The 24,866-nt window shown below is 38.5% G+C and carries 26 protein-coding genes and 1 pseudogene; 9 read left to right on the top strand and 18 right to left on the bottom strand.

Going from position 1 to position 24,866, the window contains the following annotated elements; all coding sequences use genetic code 11:
• Window positions 1–200 precede the first annotated feature (200 nt).
• The 7 genes and pseudogenes from ltrA to FTU62_RS06870 form a co-directional block, all read right to left on the bottom strand.
• Window positions 201–1,442 carry a group II intron reverse transcriptase/maturase gene (ltrA, locus tag FTU62_RS06900; RefSeq protein WP_004826931.1) on the bottom strand — a complete coding sequence of 414 codons (1,242 nt, stop codon included), beginning with the start codon at window positions 1,440–1,442 and terminating at the stop codon, window positions 201–203.
• Window positions 1,443–1,875: 433 nt separating this feature from the next.
• Window positions 1,876–2,286 (bottom strand): annotated as a pseudogene (locus FTU62_RS06895) (hypothetical protein).
• Window positions 2,287–2,340: 54 nt separating this feature from the next.
• Entirely contained in the window at window positions 2,341–2,553 is a 213-nt protein-coding gene (locus tag FTU62_RS06890) for a hypothetical protein (RefSeq protein ID WP_180102256.1), read from the bottom strand.
• A gap of 3 nt (window positions 2,554–2,556) precedes the next feature.
• Entirely contained in the window at window positions 2,557–2,772 is a 216-nt protein-coding gene (locus tag FTU62_RS06885) for a cold-shock protein (RefSeq protein WP_180023751.1), read from the bottom strand.
• A 123-nt stretch (window positions 2,773–2,895) separates the two neighbouring features.
• Window positions 2,896–3,117 carry a transposase gene (locus tag FTU62_RS06880; protein ID WP_067766975.1) on the bottom strand — a complete coding sequence of 74 codons (222 nt, stop codon included), beginning with the start codon at window positions 3,115–3,117 and terminating at the stop codon, window positions 2,896–2,898.
• A 930-nt stretch (window positions 3,118–4,047) separates the two neighbouring features.
• Window positions 4,048–4,257: a cold-shock protein gene (locus FTU62_RS06875; protein WP_180102255.1), complete on the bottom strand. Its 210-nt coding sequence runs from the start codon at window positions 4,255–4,257 to the stop codon at window positions 4,048–4,050.
• Between the two features lie 1,181 nt (window positions 4,258–5,438).
• Window positions 5,439–5,669 (bottom strand): hypothetical protein, encoded by a 231-nt coding sequence (locus tag FTU62_RS06870; protein WP_180102254.1) that lies wholly within the window; start codon window positions 5,667–5,669, stop codon window positions 5,439–5,441.
• A 236-nt stretch (window positions 5,670–5,905) separates the two neighbouring features.
• Between FTU62_RS06870 and FTU62_RS06865 the strand changes: the two genes are divergently transcribed.
• Window positions 5,906–6,382 carry a CinA family protein gene (locus tag FTU62_RS06865; RefSeq protein ID WP_180102253.1) on the top strand — a complete coding sequence of 159 codons (477 nt, stop codon included), beginning with the start codon at window positions 5,906–5,908 and terminating at the stop codon, window positions 6,380–6,382.
• Between the two features lie 78 nt (window positions 6,383–6,460).
• Window positions 6,461–7,078, top strand: coding sequence for an aminotransferase (locus FTU62_RS06860; RefSeq protein ID WP_078193461.1), 618 nt, complete (start codon window positions 6,461–6,463; stop codon window positions 7,076–7,078).
• Between the two features lie 64 nt (window positions 7,079–7,142).
• Here the strand turns inward: FTU62_RS06860 and prpC are convergent, their stop codons facing one another.
• Window positions 7,143–8,279: a 2-methylcitrate synthase gene (prpC, locus tag FTU62_RS06855; RefSeq protein WP_078193462.1), complete on the bottom strand. Its 1,137-nt coding sequence runs from the start codon at window positions 8,277–8,279 to the stop codon at window positions 7,143–7,145.
• Window positions 8,280–8,282: 3 nt separating this feature from the next.
• Complete coding sequence (prpB, locus tag FTU62_RS06850; protein WP_180094557.1) at window positions 8,283–9,167, bottom strand: methylisocitrate lyase; 885 nt, start codon at window positions 9,165–9,167, stop codon at window positions 8,283–8,285.
• A 239-nt stretch (window positions 9,168–9,406) separates the two neighbouring features.
• Between prpB and FTU62_RS06845 the strand changes: the two genes are divergently transcribed.
• From FTU62_RS06845 to FTU62_RS06835, 3 genes are all read left to right on the top strand, one after another.
• Window positions 9,407–10,060, top strand: a complete 654-nt coding sequence (locus FTU62_RS06845; protein WP_078188637.1) for a TetR/AcrR family transcriptional regulator — start codon at window positions 9,407–9,409, stop codon at window positions 10,058–10,060.
• A gap of 112 nt (window positions 10,061–10,172) precedes the next feature.
• The gene (argF, locus tag FTU62_RS06840) at window positions 10,173–11,093 is read left to right on the top strand and encodes an ornithine carbamoyltransferase (RefSeq protein ID WP_078193464.1); all 921 of its coding nucleotides are present in this window, start codon (window positions 10,173–10,175) and stop codon (window positions 11,091–11,093) included.
• A gap of 91 nt (window positions 11,094–11,184) precedes the next feature.
• Window positions 11,185–11,661, top strand: a complete 477-nt coding sequence (locus tag FTU62_RS06835) for a hypothetical protein (RefSeq protein WP_180005563.1) — start codon at window positions 11,185–11,187, stop codon at window positions 11,659–11,661.
• 47 nt (window positions 11,662–11,708) lie between these two features.
• On the opposite strand, the gene FTU62_RS06830 is transcribed toward FTU62_RS06835, so the two are convergent.
• From FTU62_RS06830 to rpiA, 8 genes are all read right to left on the bottom strand, one after another.
• Complete coding sequence (locus FTU62_RS06830; RefSeq protein ID WP_111883867.1) at window positions 11,709–12,062, bottom strand: YnfA family protein; 354 nt, start codon at window positions 12,060–12,062, stop codon at window positions 11,709–11,711.
• A 77-nt stretch (window positions 12,063–12,139) separates the two neighbouring features.
• Window positions 12,140–14,416, bottom strand: coding sequence for an ATP-dependent Clp protease ATP-binding subunit ClpA (gene clpA / locus FTU62_RS06825; protein ID WP_180023758.1), 2,277 nt, complete (start codon window positions 14,414–14,416; stop codon window positions 12,140–12,142).
• A gap of 12 nt (window positions 14,417–14,428) precedes the next feature.
• Window positions 14,429–14,842, bottom strand: coding sequence for an ATP-dependent Clp protease adapter ClpS (gene clpS, locus FTU62_RS06820; protein ID WP_078188641.1), 414 nt, complete (start codon window positions 14,840–14,842; stop codon window positions 14,429–14,431).
• Between the two features lie 18 nt (window positions 14,843–14,860).
• On the bottom strand, window positions 14,861–15,610 hold the full coding sequence (locus FTU62_RS06815; RefSeq protein ID WP_180102252.1) for a hypothetical protein: 750 nt from the start codon (window positions 15,608–15,610) through the stop codon (window positions 14,861–14,863).
• A 79-nt stretch (window positions 15,611–15,689) separates the two neighbouring features.
• Complete coding sequence (argC, locus tag FTU62_RS06810; protein WP_180102251.1) at window positions 15,690–16,736, bottom strand: N-acetyl-gamma-glutamyl-phosphate reductase; 1,047 nt, start codon at window positions 16,734–16,736, stop codon at window positions 15,690–15,692.
• A 193-nt stretch (window positions 16,737–16,929) separates the two neighbouring features.
• Entirely contained in the window at window positions 16,930–17,559 is a 630-nt protein-coding gene (locus FTU62_RS06805) for a PDZ domain-containing protein (RefSeq protein ID WP_180102250.1), read from the bottom strand.
• 144 nt (window positions 17,560–17,703) lie between these two features.
• On the bottom strand, window positions 17,704–18,378 hold the full coding sequence (locus FTU62_RS06800; RefSeq protein WP_180102249.1) for a SprT family zinc-dependent metalloprotease: 675 nt from the start codon (window positions 18,376–18,378) through the stop codon (window positions 17,704–17,706).
• Between the two features lie 128 nt (window positions 18,379–18,506).
• Window positions 18,507–19,178, bottom strand: a complete 672-nt coding sequence (rpiA, locus tag FTU62_RS06795) for a ribose-5-phosphate isomerase RpiA (protein WP_078188646.1) — start codon at window positions 19,176–19,178, stop codon at window positions 18,507–18,509.
• Window positions 19,179–19,285: 107 nt separating this feature from the next.
• On the opposite strand from rpiA, the gene ilvA reads away from it, so the two are divergent.
• The 4 genes from ilvA (at window position 19,286) to FTU62_RS06775 (ending at window position 23,640) form a co-directional block, all read left to right on the top strand.
• Window positions 19,286–20,824 carry a threonine ammonia-lyase, biosynthetic gene (gene ilvA / locus FTU62_RS06790; protein WP_180102248.1) on the top strand — a complete coding sequence of 513 codons (1,539 nt, stop codon included), beginning with the start codon at window positions 19,286–19,288 and terminating at the stop codon, window positions 20,822–20,824.
• A gap of 173 nt (window positions 20,825–20,997) precedes the next feature.
• Window positions 20,998–21,399, top strand: a complete 402-nt coding sequence (locus FTU62_RS06785) for a hypothetical protein (protein ID WP_180102247.1) — start codon at window positions 20,998–21,000, stop codon at window positions 21,397–21,399.
• A 191-nt stretch (window positions 21,400–21,590) separates the two neighbouring features.
• Window positions 21,591–22,250 carry a TrkA family potassium uptake protein gene (locus FTU62_RS06780; RefSeq protein ID WP_078188649.1) on the top strand — a complete coding sequence of 220 codons (660 nt, stop codon included), beginning with the start codon at window positions 21,591–21,593 and terminating at the stop codon, window positions 22,248–22,250.
• Window positions 22,251–22,302: 52 nt separating this feature from the next.
• A complete protein-coding gene (locus tag FTU62_RS06775) occupies window positions 22,303–23,640 on the top strand; it encodes a TrkH family potassium uptake protein (RefSeq protein WP_168378596.1) in 1,338 nt (445 codons plus the stop codon).
• A 64-nt stretch (window positions 23,641–23,704) separates the two neighbouring features.
• Here FTU62_RS06775 and FTU62_RS06770 read toward each other — a convergent pair whose 3' ends face one another.
• Window positions 23,705–24,862 carry a phospholipase A gene (locus tag FTU62_RS06770; protein WP_180102246.1) on the bottom strand — a complete coding sequence of 386 codons (1,158 nt, stop codon included), beginning with the start codon at window positions 24,860–24,862 and terminating at the stop codon, window positions 23,705–23,707.
• Between the last annotated feature and the right edge of the window lie 4 nt (window positions 24,863–24,866).

The raw sequence follows: 24,866 nt of genomic DNA, 5'->3' as shown, positions 1-24,866 counted from the left end.
AAGTAATCTAACATCCTGAAACAATATGCTTTGAAATATCTAATTTAAGATAACTCATGTTTTTTTTAAGCTTTTAGCCAGGCCTTTGCCCGCCCCATATTGATATCTGCAAATTCAAATCTGGGTGAGTAGACCAAGGGAATTTCACCCTTAGCCCCTCGCAGAACCGGACATGAACCTCTCAGCTCATCCGGCTCCCATTATCCAACCGATGGTAAACATCCCATTTTCCAGTGCACAAAGGCATTTGGAAAATCACGCGCAAGTCGCCCTAAGGCATATCTAGCCCGTCTTTTATGACGGGCCAAGTTTTTATACTTACGCCTCATCCAGCGTATAAGATAAGCATTCATGTGTTGCCAGATCGCTGACATTGCTGAACCATGGAATCGACCATAGTATTGCTGCCAACCTTGAAGAATTGGATTGAATATTGCAGATAAATCACTTAATTCGCGATTACACATCAGATGTAGATGCCATTTCCGAATAGTCTGTCGCATTGCTTTAAGTGCATCACGACTGACTGCAGGAGAGAAATTTACATAAACTCTTTTATACTTGTCCACAGCCTTACGGGGCCTAAACGTGTACCCGAGAAAAGTAAATTGAACATCGGGATATGCTTTACGACGATTAATATCTTGGCAATAAACAATCTTTGTCTTGTCTGGATGCAATTCGAGACCACATTCACGAAATCGTGCATCGATCTTTTGTAAAACAAGTTTGGCTTGAGATAAACTCCGACAATGAATTACGCCATCATCTGCATAACGGCAGAACCGTACACTTTGAAGATGTTTCGTAATCCACATATCAAAAGCATAATGCATAAATAAATTCGCCAATAAAGGACTCACAACACCACCTTGTGGTGTGCCGCGATTCCTTTCTAAAAGATGGCCATTTATGTGTTGCATTGGTGCTTTTAACCAACGTTGCACATATAAAAGAATCCATGGAATTTCACAGTGTTTCTTGAGTGCACGCATTAGTAAATCATGGTCGATGTTATCAAAGAGACCTTTGATATCAAATTCCACAACCCAGTCATAATCCCAACTTCGTCTCCTCACTATCGCAATTGCATCATGGGCAGAACGCCCCGGACGATATCCATATGAGTTTGGATGAAATAATGGATCAATTTTCGGCTCTAATAAGAGCTTAACTGCTGTTTGCGCGACTCGATCTGCAACTGTTGGAATACCTAGTATACGCACGCCACCTGACTTCTTTGGAATCGGAACAGCCTTAACTGGCGGTGGAAAATAACTGCCAGAACAAAGTCGATTCCATAGTTTGTATAGGTTGTTCTTTAAATGCTTTTCGAATTGCTCAATAGATTCATGATCAACGCCTGGAGCGCCACCATTCTCTTTGACTTTTTTAAATGCCTCCCAGATTAACGCTTTAGGAATGTTAAATGGTTTGGTCATAAAGTTTTGCTCCTCCTGCTTGCACAGTTGACAAATCCGTAGACCTGGATAATGCAACCCCTTCGCTCCATTACCATTACAGTAACTTCAACACTACTACGAGTTGCTCCGCCCCTTGGTGACGCATTGCTATTATCAGCCTTGCCTTTTGAGCTTGTGCCTTTCGCTTGACATCGCCACCGAAGGTTCCCGCAGTTCAACGTAAGAGCCTGAATTAGGATCGCGCTGCCTCTACGCCGGACACCGAATGGCCCGTAAGCAGGTAACGGCCAAACTAATCGCGGGGTAACTTCCATCCCCGGTTTTGATGTCATTTGAGTACTTTCGACACTTGAACGGCAGTTCACTGTTGTTCGCCTTCCTAATTCTTACCTGACATCTCTACGATGCCTTTTCCATAACGCTCACGACCGGGACTTTTGATCCAAGCCGCTTATGGTGGTTTGCTACCTGCTCCTGCAAGCCGATAGCGAGGGGCCATACCCTCATCTCTTACGCCGCTTGCTGCGGCACACTGAAATCGATACCCCAATTCTTCAGCATGATCGTAACGATCCATACTCCAAGCCTTTGTTGCTAGTTTACCCTTGCGACCACCCGACCACGGACCACCAGCAATTTCAATAAACACTCGGTATTCAATAAGGTGAAGATCAAAAAGCCAATGTTTCGTACTTTTGAAATGAAAGTATTCCTCAAATTTCATTTCCATTTGGTCTAATATTTCTTTTAGTCGCTCGTATGCTTCTCAGTATTTTTCACTGGCTTTAGGTAAAGGCCTGGTGCGTGGTTTCTTTTTGGGACGTATCTTTTTGGTTAGCGCTTTATATACATCAGGCTCCATATTTCACCCAATAAAAAACCTCCCGGAGGAGGTTAATTTAATTGCATGTAAAAATTAAAATAACTTAAATATTTTTCCAGTTTTATCACTGTAGAAATGCATATCAAAGCTAGGCTTAATTATTTCATCATCTATATTTAGATAACGGACGCAATCCCCAAAACTATTTGGCTCATCAGATGACTTTTCGCACATAGCTTCTAGTGTATAGACAGCGCCATGTTGATCAACCACATCTAACATTACTTTGTTTAGTAAAGTATCCATGTATTATCCATCAATCCCAATGATTTCACTCGCTTGGAAACCACGTTGACCTTTTGATACGCTAAACTGTACACGCTGACCTTCAGCAAGTGATTTAAAACCACCTGAAATGATTTGAGAAAAATGAGCAAAAACTTCTTCGCCATTATCAGCCGCGATGAAACCGAAGCCTTTAGTATCGTTAAACCACTTAACAGTACCTGTAGTTAAATTTGACATAATAATTTCCTTTAATAATATTTAATTTAGAGTTCTTCAAAAATGAAGAAAATAAATAGTTAATCTATAAATAATTTAATTAAAAAATTTAGCTCTAAACTGTTTAGGTTTGAGAGTGAATGTTTAAAAATACAATTTATATAGTTTATTTAGTTCAGTATAAAAAGATTTACCATCAATATTTAAAGTTAACTTTTGTCCTGACTCTAGGACAACTTGTTTAGCAACTTCAACTAAAGTTTTACCATTCAAATTGCTTTGAATTTTTTTTAACGGAATAATATTCACACGAATTTCATCGCCGTTAGTTGCTGAAGCAGTAGTCCAGCCGTTAGATATGTTCATTTATTGACTCATATAATGAGCTTTTGTAAACAGAATAGTATTAAAAATAAAACCAACTTTAATTTTGGAGATTGTTCACTTAAGAAAAATTTAAACTTATGATATTTACAGTAGCTATGAAATTTAAGAAAGATAAAAAATTAAATTAATATCTTAAAAATAGAATTTAAGGAAAACCCACGGATAGCTGCAGGCTTCCCTTGATCGGCATGATGCGAATTCATGCTATGCGTTAACTGTTTGAATTTGATGCTTGAACATCAGAATGGAGGGTATACGCAATTCCGTTAACAACTCAAACACTACCGTTCCGCTTACGGATTCGATCAAACACACTATATCAGATATATTAATATTCACCTAAAATTATTTCAATTTTATTTATATTTGTGATTTTTATATTCTCTTCCTGCTAGCTATCCAATATTTGTGTGATAATCATTGCAATACTTTATGTAAATTTCTAAGTCGTGTTTTGCCTGTACTTTGTCTATCATATAGTCACCAAAAGAATCCCGCTACTTCCTAGCGGAATTTTCTGAAACTTTAAATTATTTTGAGTCGTTATTTCTTTACTTTTAAACAACTCTGACAAAAAAATTAAATTTCCATCAAAGCACTTTCGTGTAACCATCTCACTATGTATACTAATCATACATTTTATAAGTTGTAACATTTTAATGGCCCTTGATATATTAAATTAATTATTTAAATTTAATAACATAAATATTATTTAACCAATCGTTTCATTTCACTTAACCTTATTTCCTTGTTTTCCGTATGAACTACAAAGCAAATAACGATTAAACTAAAGAAAAATATTGTAATAAGTATTTTGAATCTTGTACCCATGTGCACAAAGCTCAAAAAAATTTTTACGGCTAAATTTTTATGTTTATTAACTGCGGTTAGCAACCCAACACAGTTGCCTTACATAACTGTGATATTGCTAGCTTGTCGGCCTTTTTTTCCTTGAGTAATTTCAAATTGTACACGCTGGCCTTCTTTAAGTGCTTTATAGCCGCTCATGTTTATTTCACTGTAGTGTGCAAATAAATCTTCACCACTATCAGATTGTATAAATCCAAATCCCTTACCTTCATTGAACCATTTCACTATACCACTGGCATTGTTAGTCATTTTTTATTCCTAATGTTTGAGTTTGTTATTTCATACCTTTTAGTAATACTTAGTAAGTTATTTAGTTAGTTTAGTTGCTTATAAGCCCATTTTAAGAACTTATCCTTTTCTCGAAATAAGGGTACTAATCTAAGATTGATTTTAGATATGCTCCCAAATTTTCCATAAAGGATATTTGGCTCCGTTTGTATGACGTCCGATTGATCTCCTTGAGAAAGTTCTTTGAAAAACTCCATAGCTTGGTTATAGGGTGTTAATTTTTCGAATCCTTCCCGTTCGACTATAAAATCATAGATCTGCCTTAAAACATGATGATCATATAGATTGGGCATTTTTATTGCTCGATTAAGAATTGTTGTTCTATAAATCTAACTAAATTGTATAAATTTAAAAAGTGCGAAATAGTTCAAAAAATAAAAAGTTAATGTAAATTAAAGATATTAATTTTATCCATTTTAAATATCTAGCTAAACTATTGTTAAGTTTAATTAAAATACATAACCTGAAAGTCTTAAAAGTTATTTTTGTTACAATTTTAAAAAATTAAAGTTTTTATATCGTTAAAGGCTTTGTTGCACAAACCTACCGGTAAGGTCTTATTCCGCAATATAATTCGTAGATGAACAAACCTACGTCCAAAATTTTTCGTACGTTGCGCTTCTTCTTTCATAACATCTTGCATAGAAAAACTTTGCTATCGTTTTGGCTTTACCCATACACAAATGAATTAAAACCATTAGCTCTATTTTAAATTTATATTAATATTTTTGATAAAAAATTTAATTATGTAGTTTTATTTACTAATCATTTTATTTAAAGCCAAAGATGTTGGTAACCAATTTAGATCATTTTGGATTAATAAAATAGAAATACACAACTAAGCATACTAGCGAAATCGTTGAAATTAAAAGATAAGTACCCGTTGTATTGAAGCTTTTTAGAAATTTAAATAAGTCCATCATTTCTTCCCCCATGAAAAAACAGATAAATTATACTAAATAATATCTGGGGGATTAAATAGCTGTTAGTCGAATAGCGAAGACGACACGATCAAGTGGTCATTAAAAATACATATCTCATTTAAATCTAGATTTATATATAAATTTGAGTCTGTCAAATACAAAAAAAACAGCTCCCAACTCAATGAGAACTGTATTTTTAATACTACAAATTGATCGAAATTAAACGGCAAGTACTTTCACAATAATGGTTTGCATGTCTTCATTTTCTTCCACCAAATAAACACGCTTTAACTCTTTACTTTTCACTTTGAATTGATGATTTTGATACTGAATTACAGCCGGAATTTGATCAAAATACAGGCTATCTGCGTCTAATTCTTCTTGAAAAAGTGGCGTGCCCAATTGATAGTCTAGGCTTTTTAATACTACATATTTAACAGTCGTTTTCATTGAAATAAACCTACTTTTGTTACGCTCTTTATTTTAAGTTTTAACATCGTTTCCCTTCCGAAGAAACCTTTATTTCATATTTTCGTACAGCTTCTAAACAATCACGCTATTTTTGTGAATTCCTCAACGCCCACAGTGCCAACTTAGACTTTTAGTGAAATTACAGACGAGCGAAATCAATGCTAAAATTTTAAGAATACTAATGATCATTCACCATTCTACTTTGGGGTAAGCACGTGCTTAAACTGTGTTGCGATGCTTTAGAACAAAAATCCATGACTATCGCATTTATCGAGAGTGCGAGCTCTGGTTATTTATGTAGCCAATTTTCAATTTATAAGAATAGTGGTGCAGATATCTTGTTAGGTGGTCTTGTCAGCTATGATCCATCGATCAAGCGTGAAATTTTAAAAGTAGATCCTTTACTAATAGAAAAATTTACGGCCGAATCCGCAGAAGTGACTCAAGCGATGGCTGAGCAAGGACAACAACTATTTTTACATGCGGACTTCGTGGTGGCCTGCACTGGATTACTCAAACCCGGTGGCAGTGCAACCGTAGAAAAACCCGAAGGAACATTTTATATTTCAATTTTACATGATGGTCGTATCTATAATTATCATTATTTTATTTTGGGTACGGCTTTAGAACGCTTAGAGCAGTTAACTGAAAATGTTGCTCACAGTGTATTAGACATCTTAAATGCAGAATAAAACATACATAATCTTCATATTTAAATATCATTTTGCATCGCATACTGTATTGAGGAATTTACTTATCAGGACAAGAAAATGCAGCTACGTCATTTCAATGCATTCGCAATTAGCACCCTACTGTCCTGCTCTGCTTTCGCGACGGTAGGCGGCCCTCAAACCATTGAGGTTTTAGGTTTTGATAAAAAAGACCAAAAAATCTATTTAATGCGTCATTTTGAAGATGGTCGTGGTCGTTTACCACAATTATATTATTATCAATTAGATAGCAAAAAACCGACGCAATTAATTACAGTGAAGTCTTTGTATATTAATCCAAAGACAAAACGGATTGATTACGATCAAGACAGCACCCAGTTTAATAAAGAAATCGCGAAAATAAAAAAACGTTTAGTCAAATTAACACCAGTAAATAACAATAATGCTCGAATACAGGTATTAACAACCATGAATGGCACTGCAAAATCATGGTATGACCCCATTGAAACCATTGATAAATGGACCTATCAATATCGTGTTAAAAATTCGCAGTATAAAAGCGCTGTACAAAAGGCTGAGACCTATAAAGAAGGTTTAAAAATCTCTAAAACTTATCGTGTAGTGCAAAAGCCTTTTTATTTAGTAACTGTTAAATATCTAGGGATTCCATTTGAAACAGGATATAGCGTTGAAGATCCAGTTTTACTAACCAAATAGATTGTTAAATTAAATAACAAATAATAAAAAAGCCTCTTTTGAGGCTTTTTTATTACACTTAAAATTATGCTGCAGAACGCTCTGCAATTGGCACAACTTTACGTAATTCCGGACCTGTATAGTCCGCACTTGGGCGAATAATACGATTGTCCGCACGTTGTTCCATAACGTGTGCAGCCCAACCTGTTACACGTGACATTACAAAGATTGGCGTGAACAACTTGGTTGCAATATCCATGAAATGATATGCAGATGCATGGAAGAAATCAGCATTACAGAATAATTTCTTCTCACGCCACATCACTTCTTCACAGCGCACTGATACAGGATAAAGTACAGTATCACCGACATCTTTTGCTAGGCGTTCAGACCATTTCTTGATAATGCCATTACGTGGATCGTTATCTTTGTAAATCGCATGACCAAAGCCCATGATCTTTTCTTTACGCTCAAGTTTGCCTAGCATTTCTCGCTCAGCTTCTTCTGGAGACGTCCAGTTTTCAATCATTTCCATTGCTGCTTCATTTGCACCGCCATGTAATGGGCCACGAAGTGAACCAATTGCACCTGTGATACATGAATGCATATCTGACAATGTTGATGCACATACACGCGCTGTGAATGTTGAAGCGTTAAACTCATGCTCTGCATACAGAATCAGTGACACGTTCATCACTTGCTCATGCAATTCATTTGGTTTTTCGCCACGAAGTAAATGTAAGAATTGAGCGCCGATTGAATCATCATCGGTGTTTTCTTCTACACGTACGCCATCATGACTGAAGCGATACCAGTAGCAGATGATCGCAGGTAGCGTTGCCAAAATACGGTCTGCAACATCTTGTTGTTCATCGAATGATTTTTCAGTTTCAAGGTTACCGAGCATTGAAACGCCTGTACGCATCACGTCCATTGGGTGTGAGTCAGCAGGAATACGTTCTAATACTTCTTTCAATGCTTGCGGCAATTGACGCAATGATTTGAGTTTGGCTTTGTATGCTGCTAGTTGTTCTGTTGTTGGCAATTCACCAAAGAAAATGAGATACGCAACTTCTTCAAACTGACAGTTTTCTGCCAAATCTTGAACGTCATAACCACGATAGGTTAAGCCCGCACCACTTTTGCCTACAGTTGACAATGCAGTTTTACCAGCTACTTGTCCGCGCAGTCCTGCGCCCGTGAGTACTTTTCCTTCAGCCATTTTTTATTTTCCTTCAGTGAACAATTTATCTAAGGTGTTTTCAAAAGTGTGATAATCGAGGAATTGATAGAGTTCTTTTCGTTGCTGCATTTTATCCAGTACATTGACTTGTGTACCGTCATTGCGGATCGCATGCATTACTTCGAGTGCCGCTTTTTGCATTGCACGTGTTGGTGATAATGGGTAAAGCACCATTGAAATGCCTTGCTCGCCTAGTTCTTCTTTGGTGTAGTAAGGGGTATCACCAAACTCTGTAATGTTTGCCAGTACAGGGACACCAACAGCATCGCAGACAGTTTTGTACATGGTAATATCAGTCATTGCTTCAGCAAAGATCGCATCAGCACCGGCTTCTACACATGCACATGCACGGTCAATCACTGCTTGCAGACCTTCTTTCTGCAAAGCATCTGTACGTGCCATCACTACAAAGTTTGAATCAGTTTTTGCATCGACAGCCGCTTTAATACGGTCAACCATTTCCTGCTGCGTCACAATTTCTTTGTTCGGACGGTGTCCACAGCGTTTTTGCGCGACTTGGTCTTCGATATGAACCGCTGCTGCACCCGCAGCAATCATTTGCTTCACAGTGCGGGCAATATTAAATGCACCGCCCCAACCTGTATCGATATCGACGAGTAATGGCGTATCTACACGTTCAGTAATACGACGAACATCTTCCAAAACATTGTCTAAACTGGTCATGCCTAAGTCAGGTAAACCATATGAATAGTTCGCAACACCTGCACCAGATAAATATATGGCTTTATAGCCAACTTCTTTTGCCATCATTGCTGCATAGGCATTTACTGTGCCAATGATTTGTAATGGTTTTTCGATTTCCAATGCTTGTCTAAATCTTAAGCCTGCAGACGTTTGTTGTGTCATATTCCTTTCCACGGCATTTACTTTAATTTTCGAAGTTTGAGTATATCCATATTTTTTTCCAACTCTATGGCTTTGTAGAATATTAACTCTAAAACTTTAGTCAAATATTTCACTTGTCACCTATCTGTTGTTATTCTTTAGTCAAAGATCTCTTATTTATGAGCAAAGCAGAAAAGTACTGAATTTTTTGCTATAATTATCGTCAAATCAGCTCTTTTTTTGTTAAATATTATCATTTTATGCAAGATTTAATACACATCGAACCTTTAACGCATGACCAGCCACAAACGCGGCGCGGACATGAACGATGTGTTGCGCTTTTAGAAAGTGCTACGGAGCTTTTTTTAAAACGTGGTTTTGATGCAGTTTCACTAGATGACATCGTGAATCATGCAGGTGGTTCAAAAGCGTCAATCTATAAATATTTTGGTAATAAAGACGGATTATTTAAGGCTATTTGTGACTATCGTCGCTGCTTATTTTTCAAAGATATTTGCCTACCATTTACAGTCAGCCCTGACACCGATATTCGTGCTTATCTCATCAATACTTTAAGTGACTTTCATCAGCATATCGTGATGCCTGAAAATGCGGCATTTATGCGGTTAGTCTTAGAACAAACAGGACGTAATCCTGAAATAGCACGTTATATTCATGAGCAAGGCCCAAAACAAATTCAGAACACCGTTGCAGAAATTTTAAATCAAGCGCATCAACACGGTTTGCTGTATTGTGAAAACCCGTTGTTTTCGGCTCAATTTTATTTTGGAATTTTGCGTAATTTAGAATGGCGCGTTCTCATGGGCATCACCATTGATGAAAATGATCAAGAAACCATCAATTACATCAGTTATTGCGTCGATCGTTTCCTAGACGGTCACCAAAAGCGCTAGATTTTTTGCAATTTACCTCTCTTATAGTATATTAATCGATTCCTTTTTCTCTAACCAACCAACAACTAATTGTTGTTTTGTTTTTTGATTCAGCAATTATTGTGGAGTAACAATGGCTCTACGTCACTTTCTAACTTTACGCGATTTATCGACTTTAGAACTTAATCAAATTGTACAGCGCGGTATCGAACTCAAGCGCAAACAGCATAACAATGAAGTTTTCCAACCTTTCGTTGGTAAAGTCATGGGCATGATTTTTGAGAAATCGAGCACCCGTACACGTGTATCGTTTGAAGCAGGAATGAGCCAATTTGGTGGTAGTGCAATTTTCCTTTCATCTCGCGACTCTCAATTAGGGCGTGGCGAGCCAGTAGAAGATTCTGCACGCGTGATTTCAAGCATGCTTGATATTGTGATGATTCGTACTTTTGGTCATGACATTGTTGAACGTTTTGCTTCTTATTCAAAAGTTCCTGTCATCAATGCATTAACAGATGATCACCACCCTTGCCAATTACTTGCCGATGTTCAAACATTCGTTGAACACCGTGGTTCTATTGAAGGTAAAACTGTTGCTTGGATTGGTGATGGCAACAATATGTGTAACTCATATATTGAAGCTGCTCATATGTGGGGCTTTAAATTAAAAATCGCTGCACCTAAGGGCTATGAACCTAAAGCAGAATTTCTATCTGAATTTGCACACTGTGTGGAACTTGTTGATTCTGCCGAAGATGCTGCAGTTAATGCAGATTTAATCGTTACAGATGTTTGGGCAAGTATGGGCCAAGAAGAAGAGCAAAAAATTCGTGAAAAAGCGTTTGCTGATTATCAAGTGAATGAACGCCTGATGGATCTTGCTCACGCTGACTGCCTATTTATGCACTGCTTACCTGCGCATCGTGGCGAAGAAATTTCTGAAAATATGCTTGACCACAAAAATGCTGTGGTTTGGGATGAAGCTGAAAATCGCTTACATGCACAAAAAGCACTTGTTGAATTCTTAATTAACGAAAATCTTAAAAAAGACTAAGGTTTTACTTAGATAAATGAAGCACCTTCGGGTGCTTTTTTTGTTTTTGCATGCTTTAATAAAACCATAACTTTTATAAGTGATTAAGATTATGCGTTTAAGAAATATTTGCTTATTGGCTCTTGGATTGAGCTTATCTACTTTTAGCTTTGCTGGTGAACCAAGTGAATTAGATCAATACTTGGTGAAAAATCAGATTTTAGATAGCAATTTTAAAATTAAAAATAAAACAGGTTTAAACGAAATACTGGCTGCCATTAGTGATGAAGATTCACGCACTCTTCCCTATCAAGTTGATCAGAATATGTTGATGGAAAAAATGGAAATTGAAGCGGATAAGATTGAAATTGATGGTATTATCACTACCCCTGATTTTGCGCAATTTGAACAATCAGTCGGTGAACATAAGGTGAAGCAACTCATCAAGCATAATTCACTCCAAAACTGTGAATTACTATTCGAGCATCAATTTCAACGTGTTAATCCATATAAAATTGAAATGGATCTAAGCTCGGGTAGCAATCAATACGAAATTATCATTAAAAATACAGAGTGCAAATTTAAATAAATATCTAATTTCTTACAGCTCTTGGTTTAACTTTTGCATTGTTTAACTTAACGAATTAAACCTTGAGGCTGTAATACAATCACAGCTGCGCCCACCAACACAATGACGCCACCTAGCATATCCCAACGTGTTAGAACTACGTGATCGACAAAACGCAACCACAGCAATGCAGAGAAAATGTAGATTCCGCCATAGGCTGCATAGATACGACCCGAAGCTGCTGGATGCAACGTCAATAACCAAACAAATGCAGCCAATGCAAGCGCTGTTGGAATCCATAACCACTGCGATTTTTGCTGATTTAAAATCAAATATGGGAAGTAACAGCCTAAAATTTCCATCAGTGCTGTCAGTGCAAATAAACCAAATGTGGTCAGCACTTTTGTTAATGGTATGTCCATCATTGAGAAACCCAAATCTAGCGTCGAATAAATATAAAAAACCCGTGCAAGCACGGGTTTTTCGTTAATTAAATTACTTAAGCAGGTTCAGCGGTTTGGTCTTCAAACACTTCGAGTTTTAAGCCCACAGCTTTGCCATTTTCTTTCTTCACTGAAACAGCAACATTGCCGCCATGTTCCGCAAGTTCACCAAACAAAATCATTTCAGCAAGCGGTTTTTTCAAATGCTCTTGGATTAAACGCTGCATTGGACGCGCGCCCATCAAGCGATCATATCCTTGCTCGGCCATCCATTCGCGTGCATCTTGATCAACTTCAAGAACCACTTTCTTATCATCTAACTGTGCCTGAAGCTCTGTTAAGAACTTATCAACCACACTTTCAATAACGGTTGTTGGCAATGCTTTAAATTGAATGACACCATCTAAACGGTTACGGAACTCTGGAGAGAAGGCTTTTTTCATCGCGTCTTGGTTGTCATTACTGTTATCTTGATCCATGAAACCAATGCTCACACGTGAAATTGATTCCGCACCAATATTTGTAGTCAGCACTAACACGACGTTACGGAAGTCAGACTTACGACCATTGTTATCCGTTAATGAACCATGATCCATAATTTGTAATAACAAATTAAAGACATCTGGATGTGCTTTCTCAATTTCGTCTAGTAAAAGTACGCAATGCGGATTCTTATGAATCGCGTCGGTCAACAAACCACCTTGATCAAAACCTACATAACCCGGAGGCGCACCAATTAAACGAGATACGGCATGACGTTCCATGTATTCCGACATATCGAAACGTACAAGTTCAACGCCTAATAATTTTGCCAATTGCTTAGTGACTTCAGTTTTACCCACACCTGTAGGACCAGCAAAGACAAAATTACCCACTGGCTTATCTGGTGCTTTAAGACCTGCACGAGATAATTTAATCGCAGATGCAAGCGCTTCAATCGCTTCATCTTGACCAAACACCACACGTTTCAGATCACGCTCTAGATTTTCAAGAACGCTCTTGTCATCTTTAGAGACAGTTTTTGGTGGAATACGCGCAATTTTCGAAACGATATCTTCAATGTTTTCAACTGAAATGACTGTATCATCTTGCTCAGCTTTTAAACGACGCTGTGCACCCGCCTCATCAATCACATCAATGGCTTTATCAGGCAAGAAACGATCATTGATAAATTTCGCAGATAGTTCTACCGCAGAAACCAACGCTTGATCTTCGTATTTCACATGATGGAATTCTTCAAATTTGCCTTTTAAGCCACGCAGAATATCAATCGTTTCTGAAATAGATGGTTCATTGACATCAATTTTTTGGAAACGACGAGATAATGCATGATCTTTTTCAAAAACTTGACGGTATTCTTGGAAAGTCGTTGAACCGATACAACGTAAAGTACCATTCGCCAAAGCTGGTTTGATGAGGTTCGATGCATCCATCGTGCTGCCCATACTTGAGCCTGCACCGATGATCATATGAATTTCATCAATAAATAAAATAGCTTCGGGCTTTTTCTTCAATGCATTTAACAGTTGTTTTAAACGCTTTTCAAAATCACCACGGTATTTAGTTCCTGCAACTAAAGCACCAATGTCTAAACTAAATACTTCTGCATTTTCAAGCGGTTTAGGAGCTTTGCCATTTACAATGAGCCAAGCCAAACCTTCAGCAATCGAAGTTTTACCTACACCCGGATCACCCACCAAAAGTGGGTTATTTTTACGGCGACGGCATAGAATTTGAGCTGTACGTTCAATCTCTTTTTCACGACCAATCAGTGGATCTGTTTTGCCTTTTTGAGCTTCAACATTCAGATTGGTCGTATATAGCTCTAATGGGCCAGAATTTGAAGACGTGGTGTTTTCACCATCGAGCTCTTCAATTTCCTCTTCAGCTTGAACTTCATCTTTACGTGTGCCATGAGACAAGTACTGCGTTAATGTCAAACGGTTGATTTGATGGCGTTTAAGTAAATACACCGCAAATGAATCACGCTCTGAATACATCGCAACTAAAATGTCTGCACCTTCTACAGTGCGGTCATTACCACTCGATTGCACATGGAAAATTGCACGCTGCAAAATACGATCAAAACTTTCTGTAGGATGTGGCGCTTGATCGCTTTTTTCGCCAAGCTTAGGGGTATGTTGTTCTACGTATTCTTCAAGTTCTTTGCGAAGTACAATAATGTCTGCGCCACATGCTTTCAATGCATTAACAGCGGAATCATTATCCAGTAAAGCCAATAATAAATGTTCTACCGTCAAAAATTCATGTCTCTTTTGACGAGCCATGCTGACAGCCAAACGTAGTGATACTTCTAATTGACGACTGAGCATGTAATCCCCTTATTAATCTTTTGGCTCAATCTGACAAAGTAATGGATGACTTTGCGACCGAGCGTAATTATTGACCTGATTTGCTTTAGTCTCTGCGATGTCTCGCGGATAAACCCCTGCAACACCCTTTCCTTCATAATGTACAGTTAGCATTACTTGAGTGGCTTGGTCAAGATTCAAAGCAAAGTATTGTTGTAAAATTTCAATTACAAAGTCCATTGGGGTGTAATCATCGTTCATTAAAACGACAGCATACATAGGAGGACGCTTTAACTCAGGTGGCGCAGTCAATACTTGAATGTCTGAATCACCATCATCCTGCGTACCTTGGCTGAGAGTCGGGTTTAGATGCCAGTCCACTAAACCAGATTGGTAAAATGAATTTTTAATGTCAGATAAACACGTTTGACGCTTATTGGTTCGCATAGGATTTAGGTTTCACACTTAGTTTGCACTTGCTTCAGTTTGAGGAATTTCTGAAAGGAAGGCAGATTGATTTTCAACAGGCTGACCTTTCGACCAGCTAAAACGGCGAATAACGGGTTTAGAACCGGTTAAACGCACTTCAATAAAGTCTGGACTGAAGCCTTTTGGCATGGTCCAACGTCCAGTGAGTCGTTCACTTTCACTAAAGTTAAAGTTTTTGTCTTCTAAAGGCACTACAAGTACTTCTGTACCCTTAATTAGACGCAGCTCAACACTTCCAGATACATTACTTTTTGACGGACTTACTTGAACGAGATCAAGTTGGTATTCATACGCATTTTCAGGTAATGGTTTAATCGCTAAATGTTGTACTGCAAGCGGCATACCACCACGTTGGCGCAATACTTCACGATACAAAACACCCAAATTACCTGTTAACTCTTGATCATCACGTGCTTTTTTAACAGCCAAATATAAATCATTTGAATTACTTACAGCGACATCACGCTCTTGGATTGCCGCATTCAAACTTTTATTCAGGCCTGCTAATTCAGTTTTTTGCTTTTGCACTACATCAACAAGTTGCTCTGCATCTGCATCATATCCGACCACAGTTAAGCCCTGACGATGACCGATACTATATCCGAGAAAACCGCTGCTCAATGCAAGTACAACTGCACCAATCGCCAGTGGCATATTCGTCTTCATAAAAGGCGTTTTTTCACTGTTTTCAGGTTCTGACTTGAAATTAGATTCTGTATTCGACATCGTCATCTCTTATTTTTAGTTCACTCAAGGCACACATTTAAATCCAGTTTTAAATGTGTGTGAAGTTTTAAATCGTTTCTTATGGTAATAAACCAATGCCTTGAAGTCCTGCATTTTCAGCAAAACTAAACATCAAGTTCATATTTTGTACGGCTTGACCTGCTGCACCTTTCACCAAGTTGTCTTGAGCCACCAAAATCACTAATTTTTTCGGCTGAGGTTTGCAAATCGCAATACGTAATTGGTTCGCACCACGCACAGTACGTGTTTCAGGTGAGCTACCTGCAGGCATAACATCTACAAACTGCTCATTGACATAGAACTGTTCATATATGCTTTGTAAATCCGCAGAAGCACCTGCGTCTGTCAAATCAATATAGATAGTGCTGAGCATGCCACGAATCATCGGTACTAAATGCGGTACGAATAAAATTTCGTTAAACACACCTTTTTGACCTGAAATATTTTCTAGGGCTTCTACAATTTCAGGATGATGACGGTGACCCGCTACACCATATGCTTTAAAGTTATCTGCATTTTCAGAATAGATCATACCTAGGCTGGCTTTACGGCCTGCACCAGACACACCTGATTTTGCATCAATAATAATACTTTCAGGTTTCACTAATCCTTCAGCTTTTAATACTGGCGCTAAACCGAGCTGAACAGTTGTTGGGTAACAACCTGGGTTACCAATCACTGAAGCCTTTTGAATTTTTTCACGGTTTAATTCAGACAAACCATAAACTGAATCTTTTAATAGCTCTGGACAGGCATGGTCTAGGCCATACCATTTCTCAAATTGAGCTAAGTCTTGCAAACGGAAATCAGCAGCAAGGTCAATCACTTTAGTATTTGCAGCAACTAACTCTTCTGCGTGTTTCATTGCTACACCATGCGGCGTCGCAAAGAATACAACATCACATTGTTTTAGTTCTTCAATATTAAGATCTGAATAGCAAAGGTCTGTATGTCCACGCAAGCTTGGGAACATATCATCCACACGGCGGCCATTTTCAGTACGCGAAGTTAAAACTTTTACTTCTGCATTGGGGTGTCGCAGTAAAATACGCAGTAATTCAACACCTGTGTAACCTGTACCGCCGACAATACCTACTGAAATCACGCTCTTTACCTCTATTCAAAGTATCCATTTGATGACTGCGTAGTATGACAGGAAGTTGAGGATTTCTGAACTGTTTTGCTTGGGTTTATTGCAATTCGGATCTTTTTATCAATTCAAGAAAAAAACATATTTTCAGAAAGCACCAAACTTAAATTGGATGAAAAGTGCAATTGTCCCAACTTCCAGCCAAATATTATTGTTTCAAACTAATTTCTAAAGGTATTTTCTGTCCATTTCTCAGAATTTCAAACTTTACAACGTTTCCTCTTAAATAGTTTGAACTTTCAACAAATGCACTGACATCATTAATATTATCATCATTCATTTTTATAATAATATCCTGCGGCAAAATAACGCCTTTAGCTGGAGAGCCAGCTTGAACTTTTTGTACAATCACTCCACCCTGAAGGCCATTATTAATTTTATCCTTAGAGGACAATATGGTGGGATAAATTCCTGTTACAGAATTATATTTATAAAAATATCGTGAGGAGTATTCTATCCTATTCGCAAGACGATGAGGAACTGCCTCAATAGTTCCTACAGGATATCTATTTAAATCACTTTTTTGATTATCACCAACTAAAAACGGATATGTATCTGGCTTTGAATTTCTATACCTATAATAATTTCCACTCTCTACAGGCGTATTAGTGAAAATAACGATTTGTGCCCCCAATTGATTTCCTTTATTTTTCAGGTCCCACATGCTATCGCTGTAGCCCCTATTTGTAGATACACTTTTAAATGTTTCACTCATCACAGGGACATAGCCCTGCTCAATCAGCTCATCTGTTTTAAGATCAATATCATCAACCATCATTACTTCGGTTTTTTTCGCCAGCTATCCCGATCTTGAAAACTATCTGCAAAAATTGGTGCTGAATATGCAAGTAAAATTAATCCCAGAATTTTTCTATTTTTCATAACTATACACCCAATCAGTTTAGGTTTTATGAAAAATATACTAGCACCACCACCACGGCATCACACCACTTTTTAAAGTTTTCCGATGATCTTTATAGTTTGAATCATGCTTCTCCACCTCCTCCCAAAAATTTAGACTATGATCAAAGTGCTTAGTATGCGCTAACTCATGTACAGCCACATAACGCGTGATTTCCAACGGAAAAAGTACCAGCCCACTATTCAACATAATGTCATGCTTTGCAGAACAGCTGCCCCAACGGGTTTTGGGCTGACGAATTGAGCAATCACCATATTTCAAGCCTGTTTCACTGCTCACTTGCTTTAAATAAATTGGTAAATACTCTTTGGCATAAGCAATCACAAAGCTTTTTAAATATTGCTCAGGCTGCCGAACACTGATGAAAAGCTGATGCTTTTCTTCATCTAAGATGAATGAGTTTTTTTGTACTTTATAAACAATGCTTAGAGGCTGCTCTAGATTGAATAGTTTTAATTCGGCTGGAAGCGTTTTATCAATCTGCCCTGTTTTTTCCTGCTGCTTCTGCCATGTCTCAATCATCCATTGTTCCGATTGTTTAAGAAAATCTTGAACTTGGCGCTGTGTACAAAACTGGGGAACCGTTAATTTAATTTGAGTTGGTTCTACACGCAGCCTTAAGCGTGTGGCACGTAATTTTCGGGTGATTTGAATTTCAGGAAGGTTTGGGATCATATTTTTTATTAATTTTAAATCCTCCCTAACCCTCCTTTTACAAAGGAGGGAAAATCACCTAAATAAATTCAGGTGAAAAGTCCCCCTTTATCAAAGGGGAACTTTAGGGGGGATTCTAATAGAACAGATTAAACCGCAGTACGCTCTTCAATACCGTTATCGGTCGCAACAACAGCAATATCCGCTTTGTTTAATGCAAAGATACCGTTACACACTACACCTGGAATGTCATTCAAAGTCTTTTCAAGCTCTAAGGCATTCAGGATATTTAAGTTGTGTACGTCTAAAATTACATTACCGTTATCTGTTACTACGCCTTCACGGTATACAGGGTCACCGCCCAAAGAAACAATTTTACGCGCAACAGCAGAACGTGCCATTGGAATCACTTCTACAGGAAGCGGAAATTCACGTGCCAACTGATCAACCCATTTAGAATCATCAACAATACAAACGAATTTTTTTGCAATTGAAGCAACGATTTTTTCACGAGTCAACGCAGCGCCGCCGCCTTTAATCATGTGCATATGACGGTCGATTTCATCAGCGCCATCCACATAGGCATCTAAACCGCCAACGTGGTTCATATCAACCACTTCAATGCCTAATTTTTTCAAACGTTGTGCAGTTGCTTCAGAACTTGCAACAGCAGCTTCGAGTTGAAGCTCTGGCAATAATTCGATGAGGAAGTTCACAGTACTTCCTGTACCAACACCCAAAATACCGCCCTTTGGCAAATGCTTTAACGCAGCTTTTGCGGCAGCTTGTTTCTTTTCATCTTGGGTTGCATACAGACTCATAACTTGGCTCAACTATTTTTTGACATTAGACGCTGATTTTTCAGCCCAAATGTACAGGGGTTTGTTACAATAAACCCCTATTTTAAACTGTTAGATGGAAAATTAACATGCTGTCTCGTTTGGTTCGACAAATATTACAGGCAACGGTCTATGACGTTGCAATCGAAACCCCACTCGAAGCAGCGCCACGAATTAGTGAAAAACTAAACAATAACATTCGCTTTAAACGCGAAGATTTACAACCTGTCTTTTCTTTCAAGCTACGCGGTGCCTACAACCGTATTAGTCAATTACCGAAATCTCAGTTGGAACGTGGCGTTATTACTGCTTCTGCAGGTAACCATGCTCAAGGCGTGGCATTATCTGGTAAAAAGTTGGGTATTCGCGCCATTATTGTTATGCCTAAAACCACACCAGACATTAAAGTACAAGCGGTTAAACGCTTAGGCGGTGAAGTGGTTCTGCATGGCGATTCTTTTGATGTAGCCAATAAATACGCAATCCAATGTGCAAAAGATGAAGGTATGACCTTTATTCCACCTTATGACGACGAACTCGTTATGGCCGGTCAAGGAACCATTGCCAATGAAATTCTTCGTCAATGGCGTGATGTGGACTATGTATTTGTTGCTGTAGGCGGTGGCGGTCTTATTGCCGGTGTAGCCGCATACTTAGGTGATGTGGCACCTCACGTTAAAGTCATTCCTGTTGAATATGATGAATCAGCATGTTTAAAAGCAGCCTTTGAAGCCAATGAACGTGTCATTCTGCCATCTGTCGGTCTTTTTGCCGATGGTACAGCGGTTGCACAAATTGGTGAAAAACCATTTGAAGTGATTCAGCTACAAAAATCAGATAACTCAGGCCCAATTGTTGAGCGTGATGTTATTTTAGTAAATACCGATGAAATCTGTGCAGCGATTAAAGATACCTTTGATGAATGCCGTAGCATTGTTGAACCATCTGGTGCAATGGCGCTTGCAGGTATTAAGAAGTATGTTGCAGAGCATGGTCTAGAAGGCAAAAATATGGTGTCGATTGTATGCGGCGCCAATATGAACTTTGACCGTCTGCGCTACATTGCGGAACGTACTGAACTGGGTGAACGCAAAGAAGCGATCTTTGCTGTGACCATTCCAGAAGAAAAAGGTTCATTCCTCCAATTCTGCCGCGCACTACAAGGCCGTAACATCACTGAATTTAACTACCGCGCTAGTAATTCTTCTGCTGCTCAAGTCTTTGTGGGAATCAGTCTCAAAAATGGCGAGAAAGAACGTCAGGAAATTTTTGAAACTTTAAAATTCCAATACGATGTAGATGATCTTTCTGATGATGAAGTGGCTAAACTACATATTCGTTATTTAATTGGCGGTCATGCAGATATCGAGAATGAACGTTTATTCCGCGTGGAATTCCCCGAACGTCCAGGCGCATTGCTGACTTTCTTAGAACGTCTTGGTCCGACCCATAACATCACCCTATTCCACTACCGTAACCACGGTGCTGCTGAAGGTCGTGTATTGGTGGGTATGGAAGCAACAGATGCGAAACAAAACCCAGATGGCTTGATTGAAACATTGGAAAATATTAACTACCCATATGTTGAGATTACCAATAATCTGGGTTATCAACGTTTCTTGAAATAAATGAGACTTCTATAAAAGAGCTGGAATCTAGATTCCAGCTTTTTTATTTGCATCAATTCTTTTCTACATCAAAAAGAATATATTCATCAATTTAATTCATCAACGCCGTCATTGTTGTTAAATTCACCATACCCTATAATCCATTGAAAATAAAACAAAATGGATAATTAAAGTTGAATATTTATGTCTTATTAATGATCGCCATTGTGGGTTTAGGTGGATATTTTTATGTATATCCGGCTTATCAACTTAAGCAAGAGGAAGATAAGATTCGTCAAAGTATGAAACAAATTCCAAATCAGTCACGTACGCAAAATCTAGAAAATATTTACGGCTATACCGCGCAGGCTGAAATGTTGAATCAATATCCAAATTACATTGTTTATATTCGCTTTGATGAGCTAAGTGATCAAACCGCTCCCGAACCTGTTCAAGCCATCCTCCGTGAATTTTCATGCGATGGCTTAAACCGTTTAAAGAACAATTCTGAGCTTGTTCGTAAAGCCACTCTAAATGTCATTAAAGAAGATCAGCATCAATTTCAATACATTCTAAAAAATAAATTAGGCTATTAAATTCTTAAATATCAACAAGTTATGTATAATTACCCCAACATTACTGAACTTTATGCCTATCAAAACACTGAAGAAATTAAAAATTAGAGCTTTTCGGTTTAGATGGATTATGTAAATTTTCATAGCCGCTCTAGGCTGAACAAGCTAACATCAACATATTCAATAACTTTAGAATAATTTAGGAATACGGCATGGCTCAATTCGCTGTGATTGGCTTAGGAAGTTTTGGCGCAACTGTAGCCACAGAACTCATGGGTTTAAAACACGATGTCATTGGAATCGATAGCAACAAAAAGTTTGTTGAAAGTATTTCGGACCAACTGACCCATGCAGTGATTGCTGATGCAACAGATGAGCACGTTTTACAAGAACTCAATATTCAAAATTGTGAAGCCGTCGTTGTCGCAATTGGTGAAGATATTGAAGCCAGCATCTTATGTGTGCTCCATCTTAAAAACATGGGGATCAACAAAATTTGGGCCAAAGCCAAGTCCAAAGCGCATCACATGATTTTAACCCATTTAGGCATCAGCAAAATCATCCATCCTGAAGAAGATATGGGTGTCCGTGTTGCCCAGTCACTGAGTTATCCAATGGTGAGCCGCTACATGGTGCTCGAAGATGATCATTATTTGGTGAAAGTTGAAATTAAAGAATCACAACAAGGCACGCGTTTAAATCAAATTATGGATCATGTCCCAGAAGTGAAGACGATTTTGCATAAACGTGGCACCGAGCTTCAATATAGTTTAGATCCGAACCTGATTTTACAAACAGGCGATATTTTAGTGGTTGAAGGTTTACTCGAACATTTACGTCGACTGGCTAAACACTTTAAAGCAACTTTGTAATCAGCGTCGTGCTCCTTTTGCACACAATCGCGCAAGATGACAGTAGAAAAACATGAAACTGCACAATAAACAGCGTAATACCATTAATCTCAGCCCACCCAGTATTTTGGCATTGGGTTTTCTTGGGCTTATTATCATTGGCACCTTGCTGTTAAAACTCCCTTATTCACATCATGGCGATTTAAGTTGGATCAATGCCCTCTTTACAGCGACCTCAGCCGTAACCATTACAGGACTTTCGGTTGTAAATGTCGGCGAAGCCTATACTGTGTTTGGTAAAGTCGTGATTATGGGTTTACTACAATGCGGCGGTCTCGGCTTTATGACCTTTGCGATATTGGCCGCTATGAGTTTGTCCCCTAAAATTGGGCTAAAACAACAAATTATGGCTCAAGAAACCATTGGACAAACCAGCCTTGCCAAAGTGACCATGACCATTAAAGGCGTACTGCTGTATTCACTATTTTTTGAAATGGTAGGTACGGTAATTTTGACCATCGCTTGGATGCAAGAATACAATTTTAACCAGGCCCTGTTTTATGCTGCCTTTTATAGTGTTTCTGCATTTAATAATGGTGGATTTTCATTATTTCCCAATAGTTTAATGAGCTTTGCTGACCGTTATTTCATTACTTTTACCATAAGTATGCTTTACATCATTGGTGGTATCGGCTTTTTGGTACTGATGGATATTAAGCGCAATAAAAGTTGGAAAAAACTCAGTACCAATAGCAAGCTGATTTTATCGACTATTGCAGGTTTAAATGTCTTTGCCTTCATCACCATTTGGTTATTAGAAGCCAATAATGCTGCGACCTTAGCCACGATGTCACTTGGTGACCAAGCCCTCAACGCGTGGTTCCATGCAACTGTTCCGCGCTCTTCGGGTTTTAACAGCTTACCTATGGAAAGCATGAGCGATGCATCATCACTCGTCACGATGTTACTGATGTTTATTGGTGGTGGTTCTCTCAGTACGGCCGGTGGCATTAAAGTTGGAACGTTTATTATTGTTGTGCTCAGTGTTGTCAGTTTTTTAAGACGTGAAGACGAACTGCGTGTGTTTAACCATTCTGTTTCTGAAAAAACGACCTTCAAAGCATTAGCAGTGATTTTCATTACAGTGACGTTGATTTTCATTGGTTTTTTCAGTCTATTGCTACTCGAACCTGACAAACGCTTTTTAGACTTACTCTTTGAAGCAGTGTCCGCTGCCTGTACAGTAGGCCTATCTCGTGGCATTACCAGTGACTTACAACCAGCCAGTTTAGTCGCCCTGATGTTGTTGATGTTCGCAGGCCGTCTTGGCCCCTTAACACTGGCTTATCTGATTGCTACACCAAAGAAGAGTCGTTTAAAACACCCGCCTTCTGAGATCCAAATCGGTTGATTTATACATTTTCTCTCAGTCATAAAAAACCACGCCGTAGCGTGGTTTTTTTATTTGCGAATCTTTAGAACCAATTCATTAATGACACACCGACACCGACATAGGTTGCCCGATGGTTATAGTCAATCAGGCTTTCACCATAGCCATCAAACAATTGAACTGTGCCGCGCAATTTACCATTGATTGGGAAAGTCCAATCGAACTGCACAGCACCATGTGAATCATCACCACCTTTCAATGAATGACGTAACATCAAACTAAAGTCATGATCTTTATGACGATAAAATGCTGTTAAATCCCCACGTCCCACATAATCGGTAATATCTGGGTTGTTATCATCTTTGGTATCTTCTTCGAAACGATACCAAGGACGTAACATCAGTGCAAAATTGTCACGTTCAAATCCTAGATTTAACATGACACGGTTCCAACTCCGCGATAAGGGATCAGAACGCCCATTAGACTGATGGTTAAAAGTTAAGCCCAGCATACGCCAGTTCAAACCCAAGAGTTCATAGTTGGTACGAAAAACCAGACTGGCTTCAGGCTCATAGTTGGTTTCACGGAATGGTCGTGATTCGTCTTCATTGTAGACTTGCCAACGAGAAGACTGGGTATAGCCCAACCAGATATCACCATTATCACCAAATAAGTTTTCAACAGCTTTGGTTTTTAATGACAATTGGAACTTGGCTTCCATCGATTTTAGGTTTTGTTCCTGATCGGCTTGTACCGTGTTATTTTCATTCGGGCTAGATGGACGTTCATTTTTATCCGACGTCCAATATCCCGGCATTAAATACACAGGTTGATAGCCGCGAATATTCCATGTTCCCAATTTACTTTCTGGAGAAAGTTCCCAACGACTATCCAATAATGAAAGATTTGGATTGAGGTTCGGTGCTTCTACAGCAAATAAACGGTCCTTAAACGCATGACTGACTTTTTCTTTGAAAGTTAGCTTCTCTGTCGGTTCAGGCTTAATTTCTTGTGCGGCTTGACGCTCAGAGACCAACATTTCTTTTTCAGCAGGTTGCACTTTAAACAAAGCGTCATAACACGATAATCGCTCTGCATTTGACTCAAGTGCCACACATGCTTCTGCGGTTGCAGGCTTAGCAGCCACATCCGCATTTTGTGCATTTACAGTACTGACATACATTGAACTGAGCGCAATGAGGCTCAGTTGCAATGTCGTACGCTCAAGAGATTTGAACGCCATAAAA

Source organism: Acinetobacter sp. YH12126 (assembly GCF_013418745.1).
Taxonomy (GTDB): domain Bacteria; phylum Pseudomonadota; class Gammaproteobacteria; order Pseudomonadales; family Moraxellaceae; genus Acinetobacter; species Acinetobacter amyesii.
The sequence above is the reverse complement of the archived record's forward strand: the minus strand, read 5'-3'. Positions and strand labels throughout refer to the sequence as shown.